This is a genomic window from Streptomyces griseicoloratus (assembly GCF_014534645.1).
Lineage (GTDB): Bacteria > Actinomycetota > Actinomycetes > Streptomycetales > Streptomycetaceae > Streptomyces > Streptomyces griseicoloratus.
The window spans coordinates 203,751-219,903 of the sequence record NZ_JACVQF010000184.1 but is presented as its reverse complement, the minus strand read 5'-3'; the positions used below and the strand labels follow the sequence as shown (position 1 = coordinate 219,903).

17 protein-coding genes and 1 riboswitch are annotated in these 16,153 nt (G+C 72.5%); of the genes, 9 read left to right on the top strand and 8 right to left on the bottom strand.

Going from position 1 to position 16,153, the window contains the following annotated elements; genetic code table 11:
- Positions 1-46: 46 nt before the first annotated feature.
- Positions 47-1,042: a 2-hydroxyacid dehydrogenase gene (locus tag H0H10_RS12295; protein WP_188180943.1), complete on the top strand. Its 996-nt coding sequence runs from the start codon at positions 47-49 to the stop codon at positions 1,040-1,042.
- Here H0H10_RS12295 and H0H10_RS12290 read toward each other — a convergent pair.
- Entirely contained in the window at positions 994-2,886 is a 1,893-nt protein-coding gene (locus H0H10_RS12290; RefSeq protein WP_188180942.1) for an anthranilate synthase family protein, read from the bottom strand. The genes H0H10_RS12295 and H0H10_RS12290 overlap by 49 nt on opposite strands.
- A gap of 103 nt (positions 2,887-2,989) precedes the next feature.
- Positions 2,990-3,046 carry a trp operon leader peptide gene (locus tag H0H10_RS41225; protein ID WP_071659820.1) on the bottom strand — a complete coding sequence of 19 codons (57 nt, stop codon included), beginning with the start codon at positions 3,044-3,046 and terminating at the stop codon, positions 2,990-2,992.
- Between the two features lie 125 nt (positions 3,047-3,171).
- On the opposite strand from H0H10_RS41225, the gene H0H10_RS12280 reads away from it, so the two are divergent.
- Positions 3,172-4,524 carry a class II 3-deoxy-7-phosphoheptulonate synthase gene (locus H0H10_RS12280; RefSeq protein WP_188180941.1) on the top strand — a complete coding sequence of 451 codons (1,353 nt, stop codon included), beginning with the start codon at positions 3,172-3,174 and terminating at the stop codon, positions 4,522-4,524.
- A 148-nt stretch (positions 4,525-4,672) separates the two neighbouring features.
- The gene (locus H0H10_RS12275; protein WP_188180940.1) at positions 4,673-4,942 is read left to right on the top strand and encodes a (2Fe-2S)-binding protein; all 270 of its coding nucleotides are present in this window, start codon (positions 4,673-4,675) and stop codon (positions 4,940-4,942) included.
- On the opposite strand, the gene bfr is transcribed toward H0H10_RS12275, so the two are convergent.
- Positions 4,939-5,457 carry a bacterioferritin gene (gene bfr / locus H0H10_RS12270; protein ID WP_188180939.1) on the bottom strand — a complete coding sequence of 173 codons (519 nt, stop codon included), beginning with the start codon at positions 5,455-5,457 and terminating at the stop codon, positions 4,939-4,941. The two genes, H0H10_RS12275 and bfr, sit on opposite strands and share 4 nt — an antisense overlap.
- Positions 5,458-5,640: 183 nt before the next feature.
- Between bfr and H0H10_RS12265 the strand changes: the two genes are divergently transcribed.
- On the top strand, positions 5,641-6,288 hold the full coding sequence (locus tag H0H10_RS12265) for a sulfite oxidase-like oxidoreductase (RefSeq protein WP_188180938.1): 648 nt from the start codon (positions 5,641-5,643) through the stop codon (positions 6,286-6,288).
- Positions 6,289-6,307: 19 nt separating this feature from the next.
- Here H0H10_RS12265 and H0H10_RS12260 read toward each other — a convergent pair whose 3' ends face one another.
- The 5 genes from H0H10_RS12260 to thiO all read right to left on the bottom strand — a co-directional run bounded on the left by H0H10_RS12260 (position 6,308) and on the right by thiO (position 11,537).
- Positions 6,308-7,186 carry a deoxyribonuclease IV gene (locus tag H0H10_RS12260; RefSeq protein WP_188180937.1) on the bottom strand — a complete coding sequence of 293 codons (879 nt, stop codon included), beginning with the start codon at positions 7,184-7,186 and terminating at the stop codon, positions 6,308-6,310.
- Between the two features lie 37 nt (positions 7,187-7,223).
- Entirely contained in the window at positions 7,224-9,149 is a 1,926-nt protein-coding gene (gene pknB / locus H0H10_RS12255) for a Stk1 family PASTA domain-containing Ser/Thr kinase (RefSeq protein ID WP_188180936.1), read from the bottom strand.
- 207 nt (positions 9,150-9,356) lie between these two features.
- Positions 9,357-10,154: a thiazole synthase gene (locus H0H10_RS12250; RefSeq protein WP_188180935.1), complete on the bottom strand. Its 798-nt coding sequence runs from the start codon at positions 10,152-10,154 to the stop codon at positions 9,357-9,359.
- A 4-nt stretch (positions 10,155-10,158) separates the two neighbouring features.
- A complete protein-coding gene (thiS, locus tag H0H10_RS12245) occupies positions 10,159-10,359 on the bottom strand; it encodes a sulfur carrier protein ThiS (RefSeq protein WP_188180934.1) in 201 nt (66 codons plus the stop codon).
- Positions 10,356-11,537 carry a glycine oxidase ThiO gene (gene thiO, locus H0H10_RS12240; RefSeq protein WP_188180933.1) on the bottom strand — a complete coding sequence of 394 codons (1,182 nt, stop codon included), beginning with the start codon at positions 11,535-11,537 and terminating at the stop codon, positions 10,356-10,358. The genes thiS and thiO overlap by 4 nt, the downstream gene beginning before the upstream one ends.
- A riboswitch (TPP riboswitch) is annotated at positions 11,535-11,646 on the bottom strand. It overlaps the preceding gene by 3 nt.
- Positions 11,647-11,698: 52 nt before the next feature.
- Between thiO and H0H10_RS12235 the strand changes: the two genes are divergently transcribed.
- From H0H10_RS12235 to metF, 5 genes are all read left to right on the top strand, one after another.
- Positions 11,699-12,040 (top strand): avidin-fold protein, encoded by a 342-nt coding sequence (locus H0H10_RS12235; protein WP_188180932.1) that lies wholly within the window; start codon positions 11,699-11,701, stop codon positions 12,038-12,040.
- Positions 12,041-12,119: 79 nt separating this feature from the next.
- Positions 12,120-13,370 carry an NAD(P)/FAD-dependent oxidoreductase gene (locus H0H10_RS12230; RefSeq protein ID WP_309141776.1) on the top strand — a complete coding sequence of 417 codons (1,251 nt, stop codon included), beginning with the start codon at positions 12,120-12,122 and terminating at the stop codon, positions 13,368-13,370.
- 77 nt (positions 13,371-13,447) lie between these two features.
- On the top strand, positions 13,448-13,813 hold the full coding sequence (locus tag H0H10_RS12225; protein WP_188180931.1) for an Rv2175c family DNA-binding protein: 366 nt from the start codon (positions 13,448-13,450) through the stop codon (positions 13,811-13,813).
- A gap of 613 nt (positions 13,814-14,426) precedes the next feature.
- A complete protein-coding gene (gene thiE, locus H0H10_RS12220) occupies positions 14,427-15,074 on the top strand; it encodes a thiamine phosphate synthase (protein WP_188180930.1) in 648 nt (215 codons plus the stop codon).
- A 121-nt stretch (positions 15,075-15,195) separates the two neighbouring features.
- Positions 15,196-16,119 (top strand): methylenetetrahydrofolate reductase [NAD(P)H], encoded by a 924-nt coding sequence (gene metF, locus H0H10_RS12215; protein ID WP_188180929.1) that lies wholly within the window; start codon positions 15,196-15,198, stop codon positions 16,117-16,119.
- Positions 16,120-16,153 lie beyond the last annotated feature (34 nt).

Below are 16,153 nucleotides of genomic sequence, written 5' to 3'. Positions count from 1 at the left end.
GCCGCGCCGTATATTCGGCCGAAAGCCCAGCGACGCGGGAGCGGCCGTGGAGATCCTCGCCTTCGGAGTGCAAGCCGACGAGCAGCCCCTGATCGAGAAGGCTTTCCGCGGCCGGTACGAGGTCCACTGCCTGGACGTCTTCCTGAGCGCGGACACCGCTCCCATCGCGGCCGGCCACGAGATCATCTCGTCCAGCGTCAACGCCGACCTCGGCGCGGACGTCCTGGAGATCCTCGCGGCCGGCGGCACCCGCATGGTCGCCCAGCGCTCCACGGGCTTCAACAACATCGACCTGGACACGGCCGAGCGCCTCGGCATGACCGTCGCCCGCGTCTCGTACTACTCGCCCTACGCGGTCGCCGAGTTCGCCTGGGCCCTGGCCATGGCCGTCAACCGCCGGATCGTGCGGGCCTCCAACCGCACCCGCGACTTCGACTTCCGCCTGCAGGGACTGATGGGCCGGGACATGCACGGCCGGACCGCGGGCGTCCTCGGCACCGGCAGGATCGGCGAGGCGTTCGCCCGGATCGCCCGCGGCTTCGGCATGCGGCTGCTCGGCTGGGACGTGGCCGAGAACCCCGTCTGCATGGAACTCGGCATGCGCTACGTGCCCAAGGAAGAGCTGCTCGCCGAGTCCGACCTGGTCACCCTGCACGTCCCGCTGATGCCCGACACCCGTCACCTCATCGACGCCGGCGCCCTGAAGACGATGCGGGACGACGCGATCCTGGTCAACTCCAGCCGCGGCGGCCTGATCGACACCGCCGCCCTCGTCGAGGAGCTGCGCGCCGGCCGCTTCACCGGCGTGGGCCTGGACGTGTACGAGGCGGAGGCGGGCCTGTTCTTCCTCGACAAGTCCCTGGAGGCCATCACGGACGACACCCTGGCCCGCCTCGTCACCTTCCCGAACGTCCTGGTCACCTCGCACCAGGCGTACTACACCGAGGACGCCGTCGGCCAGATCGTCGACGCCACGGTGCGCAACGTCACGGACTACCTGGACGGCCGCCGCTCGGAGAACGTGCTCGTCCCGCGCAGCTGACCCACCAGCTGCCGCACGATCGCCGCGCCGTCCAGCGTCAGCACCGACTCCGGGTGGAACTGCAGCCCGGCGAAACCGGGCCCGCGCAGCGCGTGCACCTCGCCGCCCGCCGAGCGGCTCACCTCCACGCCGTGCGCGGCCAGCTCCTGGGCGGCGTCGTCGTCGCAGTGCGCCACGAAGCTGTTGTAGAAGCCGACGGTCTCCGGCCGCCCGAACAGCTCGATCCGCGTCTGCGCCCCCTGGTACGGCACCTCCTTGCGGACGATCTCCAGCCCCAGCTCCGCCGCGATCAGCTCGTGCCCCAGGCACACGCCCAGGACACCGTGCCGGCCGCCCCTGATCACCTCGGCGGTCAGGGCGCGCAGGAAGCGCATCTTGGGATCGGCCGTGTCGCACGGGTCGCCGGGGCCGGGCCCCAGCACCACCGGGCCGCCCTCGTGCCCGAGCACCGCCTCCCGGAGCCCCGGCTCGTCGTACCGGCGCACGGTGACCTCCAGCCCGCCGGCGCGCAGCACGTGCGCGAGCATCGCCGTGAAGGTGTCCTCCGCGTCGACGACCAGGGCGTGGCCCTCGAGCGCCTGCGACGGCTCCTGCATCCGCAGCCAGAACGGGGCCAGCGAGGCGCGGCGCCCGTCCAGTGCCGCGCGCACCCGCGGGTCGTCGGCCAGCTTCGGCCGCCCGGCCTCCGCACGCGGCCGGGACGGGCGTACGCCGAGGGCGGCCAGCACTCCCGCCGCCTTGGCGTGGGTCTCCGCGACCTCGCCGGCCGGGTCCGAGCCCCGCACCAGCGTGGCGCCGACCGGCACCCGCAGCCGGCCGCGCGCGTCGATGTCGGCGGTGCGGATGAGGATGGGGGAGTCGAGGGTCTGCGCACCGCCCGCGTCCCGGCCGAGCAGGGCCAGCGCTCCCGCGTAGTAGCCGCGCCCGCCGACCTCGTGCCGTTCGATGACCCGGCAGGCGTTCTGCACCGGCGAGCCGGTGACCGTCGCCGCGAACATGGTCTCCCTCAGCACCTCCCGCACGTCCAGCGAGGACCGGCCGCGCAGCTCGTACTCGGTGTGCGCGAGGTGTGCCATCTCCTTCAGCCGGGGCCCGACGACCACACCGCCCATGTCGCCGACGGTGCACATCATCTTGAGCTCCTCGTCGACCACCATCGACAGCTCCTCGATCTCCTTGCCGTCGGCGAGGAAACGCAGCAGGTGCTCCGGGGTCGGCCCCTCGGCGGGATAGCGGTAGGTCCCGCTGATCGGGTTCATCACCACGGTCCCGCCGGACATCCGCACGTGCACCTCGGGACTCGCGCCGACCAGCGTCCGCTCCCCGGTGTGCACCACGAACGTCCAGTACGCGCCCCGCTCGCCCTCCAGCAGCCGCCGGAACAGCGCGAGCGCGTCGGCCCGCCCGAACCCCGGAATCGCTCCCTGGTAGGTCCGCCGGATCACGAAGTTCGCGCCCTCGCCCCGCCCGATCTCCTCGTCCAGCACCCGGCCGACGATCCGCGCGTACTCCTCGTCGCCGACGTCGAACCCGCCGCCCTCGACGCGGACGTCGTGGGAGGGCAGCCGGTCCAGGGCCTCGGCGAGCGGGATCTCGTACCGCTCCTCGGGGGTCAGGACCAGCAGCGGCGTGCCGTCGTCGCGGACGTCGAAGCCGCGCTCGCGGATCTGGCGGAAGGGGACGAGCGCCAGTCCCTCGTCGGGCAGGCCGGCGAGGGAGTCGCGCGCCGTGACCGGGCCGAGCAGCAGCTCCACCGTGTCGTCGTCGCGGCCGGGGGTGCGGCGGCGCAGCAGGGCGAACGGGCGGGGGTCGGCGGGCAGGTCGCGCAGGTCGGGCAGTGGCATGGGTCCGTCCTTCTCGTCTGTCGGTGAGAGGAACGGCCCCTGGTCGCGAAAACACCGAAGGCCGCCCCTCGGGCGGCCTTCGCGAAGTCTTGCGTACGCGCAGTCAGTGGGCCGCCGGAGAAGCGGTCCACCACCAGTTCTGGGTCGAATGCGCGAACATGCGGCGCAGCCTACCGCATGCCCGCGGGGTGTCGCCGGTGTTCCGGAGTCCGCAGGGCGTGCCCCGTGTCTCATTACCTGGGCACTCGGCGGGGACCCGTGGTGCGACCCCGTAATGTTGAGGTCGTGACCGTGAACGCTAAGACCAGCGCGAGCGCTGGCAACACCTGGCGAGACCTGCCCGCGGCGCAGCAGCCCGAGTACCCCGACCCCGAGGCTCTGCGCGCAGTGATCGCGGACCTCGAGTCGTATCCGCCGCTCGTCTTCGCGGGCGAGTGCGACCAGCTGCGCGCCCGGATGGCGGCCGTCGCCAAGGGAGAGGCGTTCCTCCTCCAGGGCGGCGACTGCGCCGAGGCCTTCGACGCGGTGTCCGCGGACCACATCCGCAACAAGCTCAAGACGCTGCTCCAGATGGGCGCCGTGCTCACCTACGCGGCATCGGTGCCCGTGGTGAAGGTCGGCCGGATCGCCGGCCAGTACTCCAAGCCGCGCTCCAAGCCCACCGAGACCCGTGACGGCGTCACCCTGCCGACCTACCGCGGCGACTCCGTCAACGGCTTCGAGTTCACCGAAGCGGCCCGCGTCCCGGACCCCGAGCGGCTGAAGCGCATGTACCACGCGTCGGCCTCCACGCTGAACCTGGTGCGCGCCTTCACCACCGGCGGCTACGCCGACCTGCGCCAGGTGCACGCCTGGAACCAGGACTTCGTGAAGTCGTCCCCGTCCGGCCAGCGCTACGAGCAGCTCGCCCGGGAGATCGACAACGCGCTGAACTTCATGCGGGCCTGCGGCACGGACCCGGAGGAGTTCAAGACCGTCGAGTTCTACGCCTCGCACGAGGCGCTGCTGCTCGACTACGAGTCCGCGCTCACCCGCGTCGACTCGCGCACCGGGCAGCTGTACGACGTCTCGGGCCACATGGTGTGGATCGGCGAGCGCACCCGGCAGCTGGACCACGCGCACATCGAGTTCGCCTCGAAGATCCGCAACCCGATCGGCATCAAGCTCGGCCCGACGACGACGGCCGAGGAGGCGCTGCAGTACATCGAGCGCCTGGACCCGGAGCGCGAGCCGGGCCGGCTGACCTTCATCGTCCGCATGGGCGCCGACAAGATCCGGGACAAGCTTCCGGAGCTGGTCGAGAAGGTCACCGCCTCGGGCGCCACCGTGGCCTGGGTGACCGACCCGATGCACGGCAACACCTTCGAGGCGGCCTCCGGGCACAAGACCCGCCGCTTCGACGACGTGCTGGACGAGGTCAAGGGCTTCTTCGAGGTCCACAAGGCGCTCGGCACCCACCCGGGCGGCATCCACGTGGAGCTGACCGGCGACGACGTCACCGAGTGCGTGGGCGGCGGCGACGAGATCTTCGTCGACGACCTGCACCAGCGTTACGAGACGGCCTGCGACCCGCGGCTCAACCGCAGCCAGTCGCTCGACCTGGCCTTCCTGGTCGCGGAGATGTACCGGGACCAGTGACGGGCCCGCCCGTCACGGCGATGCGCACTGGGGCGCGGATCACATCCGATCCGCGCCCCTGGCACTTTTCCGGAACCTGAGGGATGGGTAAGGTTAGGTTTGCCTCACCGATCAGTCGGGCCCTCCGGTCAGTCGGTACGGCACGACCATGATCCCCAGTCGGGAGGTGAACCGCGTGTTCGTCTGCAGCTGCTTCGGTGTGACCGAGGAACAGGTGAAGTCTCACGCGGAGGCCGGCGCCTGCACGCCCCGGCAGATCGCCTCGGCCTGCAAGGCCGGTACCGACTGCGGCGGCTGCGTCCGCCGCATCCAGGCGCTGCTCGGCCGCGGCGCCTGTCCCCGCCGGCAGCTGATCGACAAGGGTGAGGCGGCCCTGTCCGAGCTGCCCCGCGCCGCCGGTCTGCCCGAAGCGGCCTAGTGGGTCGAGAACCCGCTCGTCCCCGGTCCTGACGCGTCCGGCTGGGACTGCTCGATGACCGTCGACAGGTACAGCGACTCGCCCAGCTTCTCGATCAGGTCCAGCTGGGTCTCCAGGTAGTCGATGTGGTGCTCCTCGTCGGCGAGGATCGCCTCGAAGATGTTGGCGGACGTGATGTCGTTCTTGTTGCGCATCACCTCCACGCCGCGGCGCAGCCGGTCGATCGCCTCCACCTCGATCTCCCGGTCGGCCTGGAACATCTCGGTCACGGTCTGACCGACCCGCACGTGGAAGAGCCGCTGGTAGTTGGGCAGGCCGTCGAGGAGCAGGATGCGGTCGGTGAGCAGCTCGGCGTGCCGCATCTCGTCGAAGGACTCGGCGCGCGTGTACTTCGCGAGCTTCGTCCACCCCTTGTGGTCCTGCAGCTTCGAGTGCAGGAAGTACTGGTTGATCGCGGTGAGCTCGGCGGTCAGCTGCTCGTTGAGGAATTCGATGACCTCGGGGTCGCCCTGCATCGCGTGAGGCTCCTTCCAACGGGAACTGGCGGGTTGCGCCGCATGATGGCACCGGCGGCGAAGATCGTCCAGTAAGTCTTCACTTAGTAAGTAAGTCCATGCTCAGTCGGAGTTGTGCCTGTTTGTCCGAATGCGAGCGGGGCCGGTCAAGGACATCGGTCCGGGTCTGTCAGGATGGAAGGCATGGGTCAGCCGGTGGAACACGAATCGGGAGAAGGCGGTACGGGAGGGGCGCCGCGGTTCGAGCTTCCGCCGGGGCAGCGACTGCAGCGCGGCTGGCCGGTCACGCACTACGGACCGGTCCCCAAGTTCCGGCCCGAGCGGTGGGAGTTCCGGGTCTTCGGCGCCACCGCCGACGGCGAGAAGCACCGCTGGAGCCATGAGGAGTTCACCGCCCTGCCGTACACCACGGTCGTGGCCGATCTGCACTGCGTCACCAAGTTCAGCATGCTCGGTGCCGAGTGGGGCGGCATCCCGGCCCGCACGATCCTCGGCATCGCCCCGCCCGCGCCCGCCGTCACCCACGTGATGGTGTGGGCGGAGTACGGATTCAGCTCCAACCTGCGGCTTTCCGACTTCGCCGCCGAGCGCACCCTCTTCGCCACCCACAAGGACGGCGAGCTGCTGACGGCCGAGCACGGCTTCCCGCTCCGGCTCGTCGTCCCCCATCTGTACGCGTGGAAGGGCCCCAAGTGGGTCCGCGGCATCGAGTACATGACCGCCGACCGCCGTGGCTTCTGGGAGGAGCGCGGCTACCACAACATCGGCGACCCCTGGAAGGAACAGCGCTACTCCTACCAGGAGGAGCCCGGGGACGGCCCCGAGCTCTGACGCCTCCCGGCCCCGGCCCTCAGCCGTCGCGCAGCTTCTTCAGCCGCTCCACGTCCGCCGCGTGCCCCTCCTTGCCGCCCGGCGTCTCGATGATCAGCGGAACGCCCTCCGTCGCGGGGTGGGTCATCAGCGCCCGGAACGGGTCCTCCCCTATGTGACCCGCGCCGATGTTCTCGTGGCGGTCCTTGTGGGCGCCGGCCACGTCCTTGGAGTCATTGGCGTGGACCAGCTTCAGCCGGCCCTCGCCGACCGTGTCCACCAGCAGGTCCAGGGTCTGGTGCATGCCGGACGGGCCGGTCAGGTCGTGGCCCGCGGCGAAGATGTGGCAGGTGTCCAGGCACACGCCCAGCTTCGGGTGGGCGTCCAGCGCCTCGAAGTACGGCCCGAAGTCCCAGGTCCGTGAGCACAGGGAGGCGCCCTGGCCGGCGGTCGACTCCAGCAGCAGGTACGGGTCGTCGTCGTGGGTGAGCTCGTCGAGCAGCGGCAGCATGTGCTCCCGCACCTGCTTCAGCGCCACCGACCGCTCCCGTCCGCCGGTCGCGCTGCCGGTGTGCACGACCACCCCGAGCGCCCCGATCGCCCGGCCCCGGCGCAGCGAGTGCCGCAGCGACCGGACCGACTGCTCCACCGTCGCCTCCGTGTGCGAACCGAAGTTGATCAGGTACGGGGCGTGCACGTAGGCGGGGATCGACCCGGCCGCGCAGGCCGCGCGGAACGCCTCGTCCTGCTGCGGGTTGCCGGCCGGCGTGGCCCAGCCGCGCGGGTTGGCGACGAAGACCTGCACGGCCTCGGCCTTCAGCTCGTGCGCGTACGACAGGCCCACGGAGTGCAGGCCGCCGGCCACGGGGACGTGGCCGCCGACGGGGTTGCGGGGGAGGGCGGACTGTTGACTGTTCACCCGTCAAGGGTGTCATGCGCCCGGACCGTGCCCGCGGTCACCGGATCCTGATGGTGATCGTCGAACCCTTGGGTGCCGTGTCCCCGCCGTCCACGGACTGGCCGTCGACGGTGTCGCCGAACAGTCCGAGCAGACCGCGGTCCTCGTCCACCTCGAAACCGGCGTCCCGGAGCTTGCGCTTCGCGTCGTCCACCTTGTCACCGACCACGTCCGGGACCTCGACCATCTCCGGGCCCTTCGACACCGTGAGCGTGACCGTGTCGCCCTCGGCGGCCCGGCCGCCGGCGTTCGGAGTCTGCCGGGCGACCCGGCCGGCGTCGTACTCGGAGTTGACCCGCTCGGCCGCGACCTTCACCTTCAGGCCGGCCTCCGTCAGCTCGGCCCGCGCGTCCGCCAGGTCGTCACCGGTGACGTCGGGCACGTCCACCGGGGCGCCCTTGCTGACGACGAGGGCGACCGCCGAGCCCGCGTGCACCTTCGTGCCCGCCGCCGGCTCGGTGGAGATCACGAAGCCCTTCGGTACGTCCTCGTCGAACGCCCGGGTCACCATGCCCGGCTCCAGCCCGTCCTGCTCCAGCAGGGTCCGTGCCCGGTCCAGCTTGTAACTCCCCACGTCCGTGACCTTCACGGTCTCGGGGCCGTCGGAGATCGTGAAGGACACGGAGTCGTTCCTGCGGATGCGGGCGCCCGCCCCGGGGTCGGTGCTGACGACCCTGCCGCGCTCGACCGTGTCGCTGTAGGTGTGGCGGACCTTGCCGACGTCCAGCCCGGCGTCCGCCAGCCGGTCCCGGGCCTGCGCCTCGGTCTTGGACAGCAGCGGCGGCACCTTGGTGAACTGGCCGGAGTTGATGTACCAGATGCCCGTACCGGCGCCGAGCACCAGCAGGACGGCCACGACGACCGCCAGCGGGCCGCGCCGCAGCACCGGCCGGCGGCGCGACGGCGGCGGGGTGTCCAGCCTGCTGGTGCGGTGCACCCCGTCCGCGGGGTCCTCGCCGTCCTCGTTCACGGGGAGCGGCCGGGGCATCGTCAGCGCGCGCGGGATCACGCTCGTGCGGTCCTCGGCGTTGTCGTGCTCCGCGCTGAGCGCCTGCGGCGGCACCGCGTCCAGCTGCCCGGCGCTCAGGGCCCCGCGTGCCGTACGGGCCCGCGCGAGCAGCGCCACGGCGTCGTGCGGACGGACCTCCGGGTTGCGCGCGGTCGCCGAGGCGACCAGCTCGTCCAGTTCGTACGCCAGGTCCGGGACGGCGGCCGAGGGCGGCGGCACGTCCTCGTGGAGGTGCTTGTAGAGCACCTGGGCGGGGGAGTCCCCCTCGTGCGGCTTGCCGCCGGTCAGCATCTCGTACAGCACGACGCCGCACGCGTAGACGTCGACCCTCGGGTCCGCGGTGCCCTGCTCGATCTGCTCGGGGGCGAGGTAGGAGACGGTGCCGAGGACCGCCCCGGTGGTGCTGGTCACCGTGTCCACGGCGCGGACCAGCCCGAAGTCGGCGACCTTGACCCGGCCGTCGTCCCCTATCAGCACGTTCTCCGGTTTCATGTCCCGGTGCACGAACCCGGCCCGGTGCGCGGCACCGAGCGCGGCCAGCACCGGCTCCAGGATGTCCAGCGCCGCCCGCGGCCGCAGCGCCCCGCGCTCGCGCAGCACGTCGCGCAGGGTGCAGCCCGAGACGTACTCCATGGCCAGGTACACGTACGCCCCGTCGGCCCCTTGGTCGAACACCTGTACGACATTGGGGTGGTCGAGGCGGGCCACCGACTTCGCCTCGCGGATGAACCGCTCGACGAACGTGGCGTCGGCCGCGAGCGTCGGGTGCATCACCTTCAGCGCGAGCACGCGGTCCAGGCGGGTGTCCACGGCCCGGTAGACCGTGGCCATCCCGCCGACCGCGATCCGCGCGTCGACGCGGTACCGGCCGTCGAGCACCTGCCCGACCAGAGGGTCCTGAAGGGTCGTGTCCACGCAGGTGAGTGTACGAGCCACCGCCGACACGCCGCGTCCACGACGGGGATCGGACGGCTACTGCAGCGGACCTGTGACGCTTCCCACGCCCGGGCGCGGCCGGGCGGCCGCCGACGGCGTGGAACTCCCACGGGCGAGGCCCACCTCTTGGCCGACTGGAAACGGGTGGTGCGCGGGTGGGAGACCCAACGGCGGCACAGCGCAGGGCTACTGGAAAGCGGGCCGCTCAGGATCCAGTACCGCCAAGCCCTCCGCAGGAGAGGACGCCTCGGCGAAGTGGCGCCGGGGAATCCGCCCCGCGAGCCGGGCCAGCCGCCCCGCCTCCACGGCATGCCGCATGGCCTCCGCCATGAGCACCGGCTCCTGCGCCCGCGTCACCGCCGAGGCGAGCATCACACCCGCGCACCCCAGCTCCATCGCCAGCGCCGCGTCCGACGCCGTACCGGCCCCGGCGTCCAGGATCACCGGCACGCGCGCGTGCTCCACGATCAGCTGGAAGTTGTGCGGATTGCGGATGCCGAGCCCCGAGCCGATCGGCGAGCCGAGCGGCATGATCGCGGCACACCCGACGTCCTCCAGCTTCCGCGCCAGCACCGGGTCGTCGTTCGTGTACGGCAGCACGGTGAACCCGTCGTCGACCAGCGTCTCCGCCGCGTCCAGCAGCTCGATCGGGTCCGGCAGCAGCGTGCGCTCGTCGGCGATGACCTCCAGCTTGACCAGGTCCGTGCCGAGCGCCTCGCGCGCGAGGCGGGCGGTGAGCACCGCCTCCCCGGCGGTGAAGCAGCCCGCCGTGTTCGGCAGCACCCGGATGCCGAGCCGCTCCAGGACGGACAGCACCGAACCGTGCACCGAGGGGTTCACGCGCCGCATCGCGACGGTCGTCAGCTCCGTCCCGGAGGCGGCCAGCGACCGCTCCAGCACGTCCAGGCTGGGCGCGCCGCCCGTACCCATGATCAGACGGGACGTGAAGGACGTACCGCCGAGGACAAACGGATCGTCGGCCATGGGGTCAGCCTCCTTGGACGGCGGTGAGGACTTCGACGCGGTCGCCGTCGGCCAGCGCGGTGGCGGACCACTGCGCGCGCGGGACGACGGTCTCGTTCAGGGCGGCGGCCACGCCGGACGGGGCCGTGGTGAGGGTCCTCACCAGGTCGTCCAGGGCCGTGCCGGGGGCCACCTCGCGCGGCTCCCCGTTGACGGAGACGTTCATGCGGGCTGCTCCATGAGTGCGGCGGCGGCGCCGAAGCGCCGGGGGGTGAACGGGCGGGCCTCGTCGGGGAGTTCGCCGGTGGTCAGGACGTGCGCCATGACGTCGCCGGTGACCGGTGTCAGCAGCACGCCGTTGCGGTAGTGCCCGGTGGCCAGCAGCAGCCCCGGCAGCCCGGTCGGACCGAGCAGCGGCGCGTTGTCCGGGGAGCCGGGGCGCAGTCCTGCCCGGGTCTCGGTCAGGGGCAGCTCCGTGATGCCGGGCACCAGTTCGTGGGCGTCGCGCAGCAGCTCGTACACGCCGCCCGCGGTCACCGTCGTGTCCCAGCCCAGCTCCTCGCTGGTGGCCCCGACGACGAGTTCGCCGCTCTCCCTGGGCACCAGGTAGACCGGGTTGCCGCGCACCACGGCACGCACGGTCCGGCTCAGCAGCGGACCGTGCGACCGGGGCATCGTCAGCCGCAGCACCTGCCCCTTGACCGGCCGCACCGGAGGCAGCACGTCCTTGGGGACGCCCGCGAGCCGCCCGCTCAGGCTGCCCGCGGCCAGGACCACCTGCCCGGCCGCCAGCGCGGTGCCGTCGGCCGTCACGACCCCGGTGGCCCGGCCCCCGGCGACGGTGAGCCGGCCGGCCCGCGTCCGGTGGAGGACGACGCCGGAGCGCTCACAGGCGGCCACGAGCGCGCGGGCGAGGCGCCGGGGGTCGATCTGGTGGTCGCCGTCCACCCTGAGCCCCCCGCGCACGCCGGGCGCGAGCATCGGCTCCAGGCGCCGGCACTCACGCCCCGCCAGCCACTCGGACTCCAGGCCCGAGCGCTGTTGCAGCGCGTGCAGTTCCCGCAGGTGGGCCCGGTCGTCGGCGTCCAGGGCGACGGCGAGGGTGCCGCACCGGCGGTAGCCGAGGTCGTGGCCCGTCAGGTCCGTCAGCTCGGCCGCAAAGTCCGGGTAGCGGCGGGCGGAGGCGAGGTTCAGGGCGAGCAGGGTCTGCTCGCCGTAGTGCAGTTCCGTGACGGCGGCGAGCATCCCGGCCGCCACCTGGGCGGCCCCGCCGCCCGGTTCGGGGTCCACGACGGCGGTGGCGAGCCCGTGCTGCGCGGCCCGCCAGGCCGTGACCAGACCGATGATCCCGCCCCCCACGACGAGGACGTCCGACGTACGCGGTGACGACGGTGGAGACGACATGGGCGTCCAGCCCCTCCCTTCGCCGGCATGACCCGGATCAGGTTCGTACGGTCGGAGGCCGCCAGCCTCCCTCTCAGCCCGGTGCGTCCGGGCTCCCGCGAGTGCTTTACGTTGGCCACCCTAGCCCGACGCCGTACGTCTCAGTAAGGGAGCCTCCGCCCGTGGCACGTTCACTCGACGGTCTCGTCCTCGCCCCCGTCGCCGACCAGGCACCCGGCCAGGTGGGCACGCGCACCCGGTTCGCCTACCACGAGCAGGACGGCGCGATCTGGGCCGAGTACGAGGGCGGGGACGTGGTCCGCGGCCGGCTCGTGGGCACCAGGGACGGCGACCGGCTCGACTTCCGGTACGTGCAGCTGAAGACCGACGGCAGCACGTCGTCGGGGCACTGCGTGTCGACGGTCGTCGACCTGCCGGACGGGCGGGTGCGCCTGGAGGAGACCTGGGAGTGGGAGTCGCAGCCGGGCCGCGGCACGAGCGTCGTCGAGGAGATCGCCGAGTGACGGCGCTGCCGCGCGGTGTGGAGCAGTTCACTGAACGCGCTTGCTGACCGGTGATTCGTCAGGTGTCTATGGTGATCAGGTGAGCGAGCAGACGCAGGAACGGGCGGAGCCCGCCGGCCGGCGCGTGGTCGTGGTCGGCGCGGGCATGGCCGGCGTGCAGACCGCGGTCGCCCTGCGGGAGCAGGGTTTCACGGGCACCGTGACACTGATCGGCGCCGAGCCCCACCAGCCGTACGACCGGCCCCCGCTCTCCAAGGCGGTGCTGCTCGGCACGGCCGAGGGATCCGCCTTCGAGGTCGACTTCGAGGCGCTCGGCATCGACCTGCGGCTCGGCTGCGAGGCGCTCGGCGTGCGCCCCGACGCGCGCGTCCTCGACACCTCCGCCGGGCCCGTGCCCTACGACGTCCTCGTCCTCGCCACGGGCGCGGAACCGATTCGGCTGCCCGGCACCGAGGGCGTCCCGGGCGTCCATCTGCTGCGCACCCTGGACGACGCCGAGCGGCTGCGCCCGGTCCTCGCCCGGCAGCACGACATCGTGGTCGTCGGGGCGGGCTGGATCGGCGCCGAGTTCGCCACCGTCGCGCGCGAGGCGGGCTGCGCGGTGACCGTCGTGGAGGCCGCCGACCGGCCCCTCGCCGGGGCGCTGCCCCCCGAGGTCGCCGCCCCGATGAGGGCCTGGTACGCCGATGCCGGTGCCGTGCTGCGCACCCACGCGCGCGTGGAGCGCGTCGAGCCCGGTGAACCCGGCGAGGTCGTCCTGGACGACGGCTCGCGGCTCCCCGCCGGTGCGGTCGTCGTCGGCATCGGTGCCCGGCCCGCCACCGCCTGGCTCGCCGGCTCCGGCATCGAGCTGGGCGCCCACGGCGAGGTCCTCGCCGACGACCGCCTGCGCACCTCCGCGCCGGACGTGTACGCCGTCGGCGACTGCGCGTCCTTCCCCTCCGGCCGCTACGGCGAGCGGCTGCTCGTGCACCACTGGGACAACGCCCTCCAGGGCCCGCGCACGGTCGCCGCGAACATCGTCGGCGCCGCCGCCGGCGTGGCCCCGGCGGTCTACGACCCCGTGCCGTACTTCTGGTCGGAGCAGTTCGGCCGTTTCGTCCAGTACGCCGGGCACCACACGTCCGCCGACACCATCCTGTGGCGCGGGGATCCCGCCGGCCCCGCCTGGAGCGTCTGCTGGCTGCGCGACCACCGCCTGGTCGCCCTGCTGGCGGTGGGCCGCCCCCGGGATCTGGCCCAGGGCAGACGCCTGATCGAGGCCGGTACGGCGATGGACCCGCGGCTGCTGGCCGATCCGGCCAGGCCGCTGAAGGCGGCCACGGCGTAGCGGCCGGGCGCGACGCGTCCGACCTGCCCGGACGGGTCCGGCTTCCGACTGTCGGTGCGGGATGGCAGGCTGGAGACGTGACCGAGATTGACACGAAGATCGATGCTCTCGTCCCTGCCTGGCTCACCCTCCCCGACATCGCCGAGATGATGGGCGTCGAGGTGACCCGTGTACGGCAGCTGGTCAAGGAGGGCCAGCTCATCGCCGTACGCCGCGGTGAGAACCGCGCGCTGCACGTCCCTGCCGCGTTCATCGACGGGGACAAGGTCGTCAAGGGCCTGACCGGCACTCTGACGCTCCTGCGGGACGACGGCTTCACGGTCGAGGAAATGCTGGAGTGGCTCTTCACGCCCGACCCGTCCCTGCCCGGAACCCCCGCGCAGGCGCTGAGCGAGAACCGCGGCACGGAGGTGAAGCGCCGCGCCCAGGCGCTCGCCGTCTGACCTGACACACCGCCCGGCGCGCGGGCCACGAAGCCCCACTCCGCCCGCGCCGCCGCGGCCCGCACCGGCACCGGCCGCCACGACGGATCGGGCCTCGCGCCCGTTCGCCGATGTGCCCGTCTGCCACGGCGACGGCTCCGCTCGGCGGGCCGTGCGCCGGGGCGACTGCTGCCCGGGCGGCGGGTGCGCTGCGGCGGCCGGTCCGCTGCGGTGCCGGTGCGCGAGGGCGCCCGTTCGCCACGGCGGCTGGTCCGCCACGGTGGGCCGTCTGTCAAGGTGGTGGCGGGATGGCTGCCGCACCGGTGCGCCGGCGGGTTGCCTGCCCGGGCGACGGTGGCGCTGCGGTGCCGGTCCGCCACGGCGGGTTGTCCGTCACGGCGGCCGGTTCGCTGCGGCGACGGTTCGCGAGGCGGTCCGTTCGCCGCGTGGGCGGTTTGCCGCTGTGGGCCGTTCGGCCGTGGCCGGCCGGTCCACCCGCTGCGGGCGGCCGTATGCCGCGACCCGCTCATCCGCCACGGCGGCCCGTCCGCCACAAGGGGCCGTTGCACGGCGGCCCGTACGCCGCGACGGCGGGGGACACCCCGTACGTCACCGACCTGGGGGGACCCACCTGATGACCGACACCGCACGCGCCCGGCTCGCCGACGCCCGGCTCTACCTGTGCACCGACGCCCGCAAGGAGCAGGGCGACCTGCCCGAGTTCCTGGACGCCGTGCTGGCCGGCGGCGTCGACATCGTGCAGCTGCGCGACAAGGGCATGGAGGCGGCGGAGGAGCTGGAGCACCTGGCGGTATTCGCCGACGCCTGCGCGCGCCACGGCAAGCTGCTCGCGGTCAACGACCGGGCGGACGTCGCCCACGCCGCCCGCTCCGACGTGCTGCACCTCGGCCAGGGCGACCTCCCGGTGCCCGCGGCCCGGGCGATCCTCGGCGACGGCGTCCTCGTCGGCCGTTCCACGCACGCCGAGTCCGAGGCGGCCGCCGCCGCCGTCCAGGAGGGCGTGGACTACTTCTGCACGGGCCCGTGCTGGCCCACCCCCACCAAGCCGGGCCGTCACGCACCCGGCCTGGACCTCGTCCGGTACACGGCTTCGCTGGGCACCGACCGCCCCTGGTTCGCCATCGGCGGCATCGACCTCGGCAACCTCGACCAGGTCCTGGAGGCCGGCGCCCGCCGGGTCGTCGTGGTCCGCGCGATCACCGCCGCGGACGACCCCGGCGCGGCGGCGGCGGAGTTCGCGAAGCGGCTGCGGCAGGCCTAGCCCCGGCCGCTCCGGCCGGGTGCCTCGGGCATGTGTCCAAGGGGTGGACAACAAACAGATAATCCGGACAAATACCCCGCCTCCGGTTGGGGGACCGACGCCCCCTGGCTAACCTGCCCGTATGGCCCTCGGAACCGCATCCACCAGGACTGATCGCGCACGCACCGTGCGCGACATCCTCGCCACCGGCAAAACGACGTACTCGTTCGAGTTCTCGGCGCCGAAGACGCCCAAGGGCGAGAGGAACCTGTGGAGCGCGCTGAGGCGGGTGGAGGCGGTCGCCCCGGACTTCGTCTCCGTGACCTACGGCGCCGGCGGTTCCACCCGCGCGGGCACGGTCAGGGAGACCGAGCAGATCGTCGCCGACACCACGCTCACCCCCGTCGCACACCTCACCGCGGTCAACCACTCCATCGCGGAGCTGCGCAACATCATCGGCCAGTACGCCGACGCCGGTATCCGCAACATGCTGGCCGTGCGCGGCGACCCGCCCGGCGACCCCATGGGCGACTGGATCCCGCACCCGCAGGGCCTGACCTACGCGGCCGAACTCGTCGAACTCATCAAGGAGTCCGGCGACTTCTGCGTCGGCGTGGCCGCCTTCCCGGAGATGCATCCGCGCTCCGTCGACTGGGACACCGACGTGGCGCACTTCGTCGACAAGTGCCGCGCGGGCGCCGACTACGCGATCACGCAGATGTTCTTCCAGCCGGAGTCGTACCTGCGGCTGCGCGACAGGGTCGCCGCGGCCGGGTGCGAGACCCCGGTGATCCCCGAGGTCATGCCGGTGACCAGTGTGAAGATGCTGGAGAGGTTGCCGAAGCTCAGCAACGCCGCGTTCCCTGCCGAGCTGAAAGAGCGGATCCTCACAGCAAAGGACGATCCGACGGCTGTACGCTCCATTGGCATCGAGTTCGCCACGGAGTTCTGCGCGCGGCTGCTGGCCGAAGGTGTGCCCGGACTGCACTTCATCACGCTCAACAACTCCACGGCGACGCTGGAAATCTACGAGAACCTGGGCCTGCACCACCCACCGCAGGCCTAGACCTGCCGCACATACTTACGACACACTGCGTAGC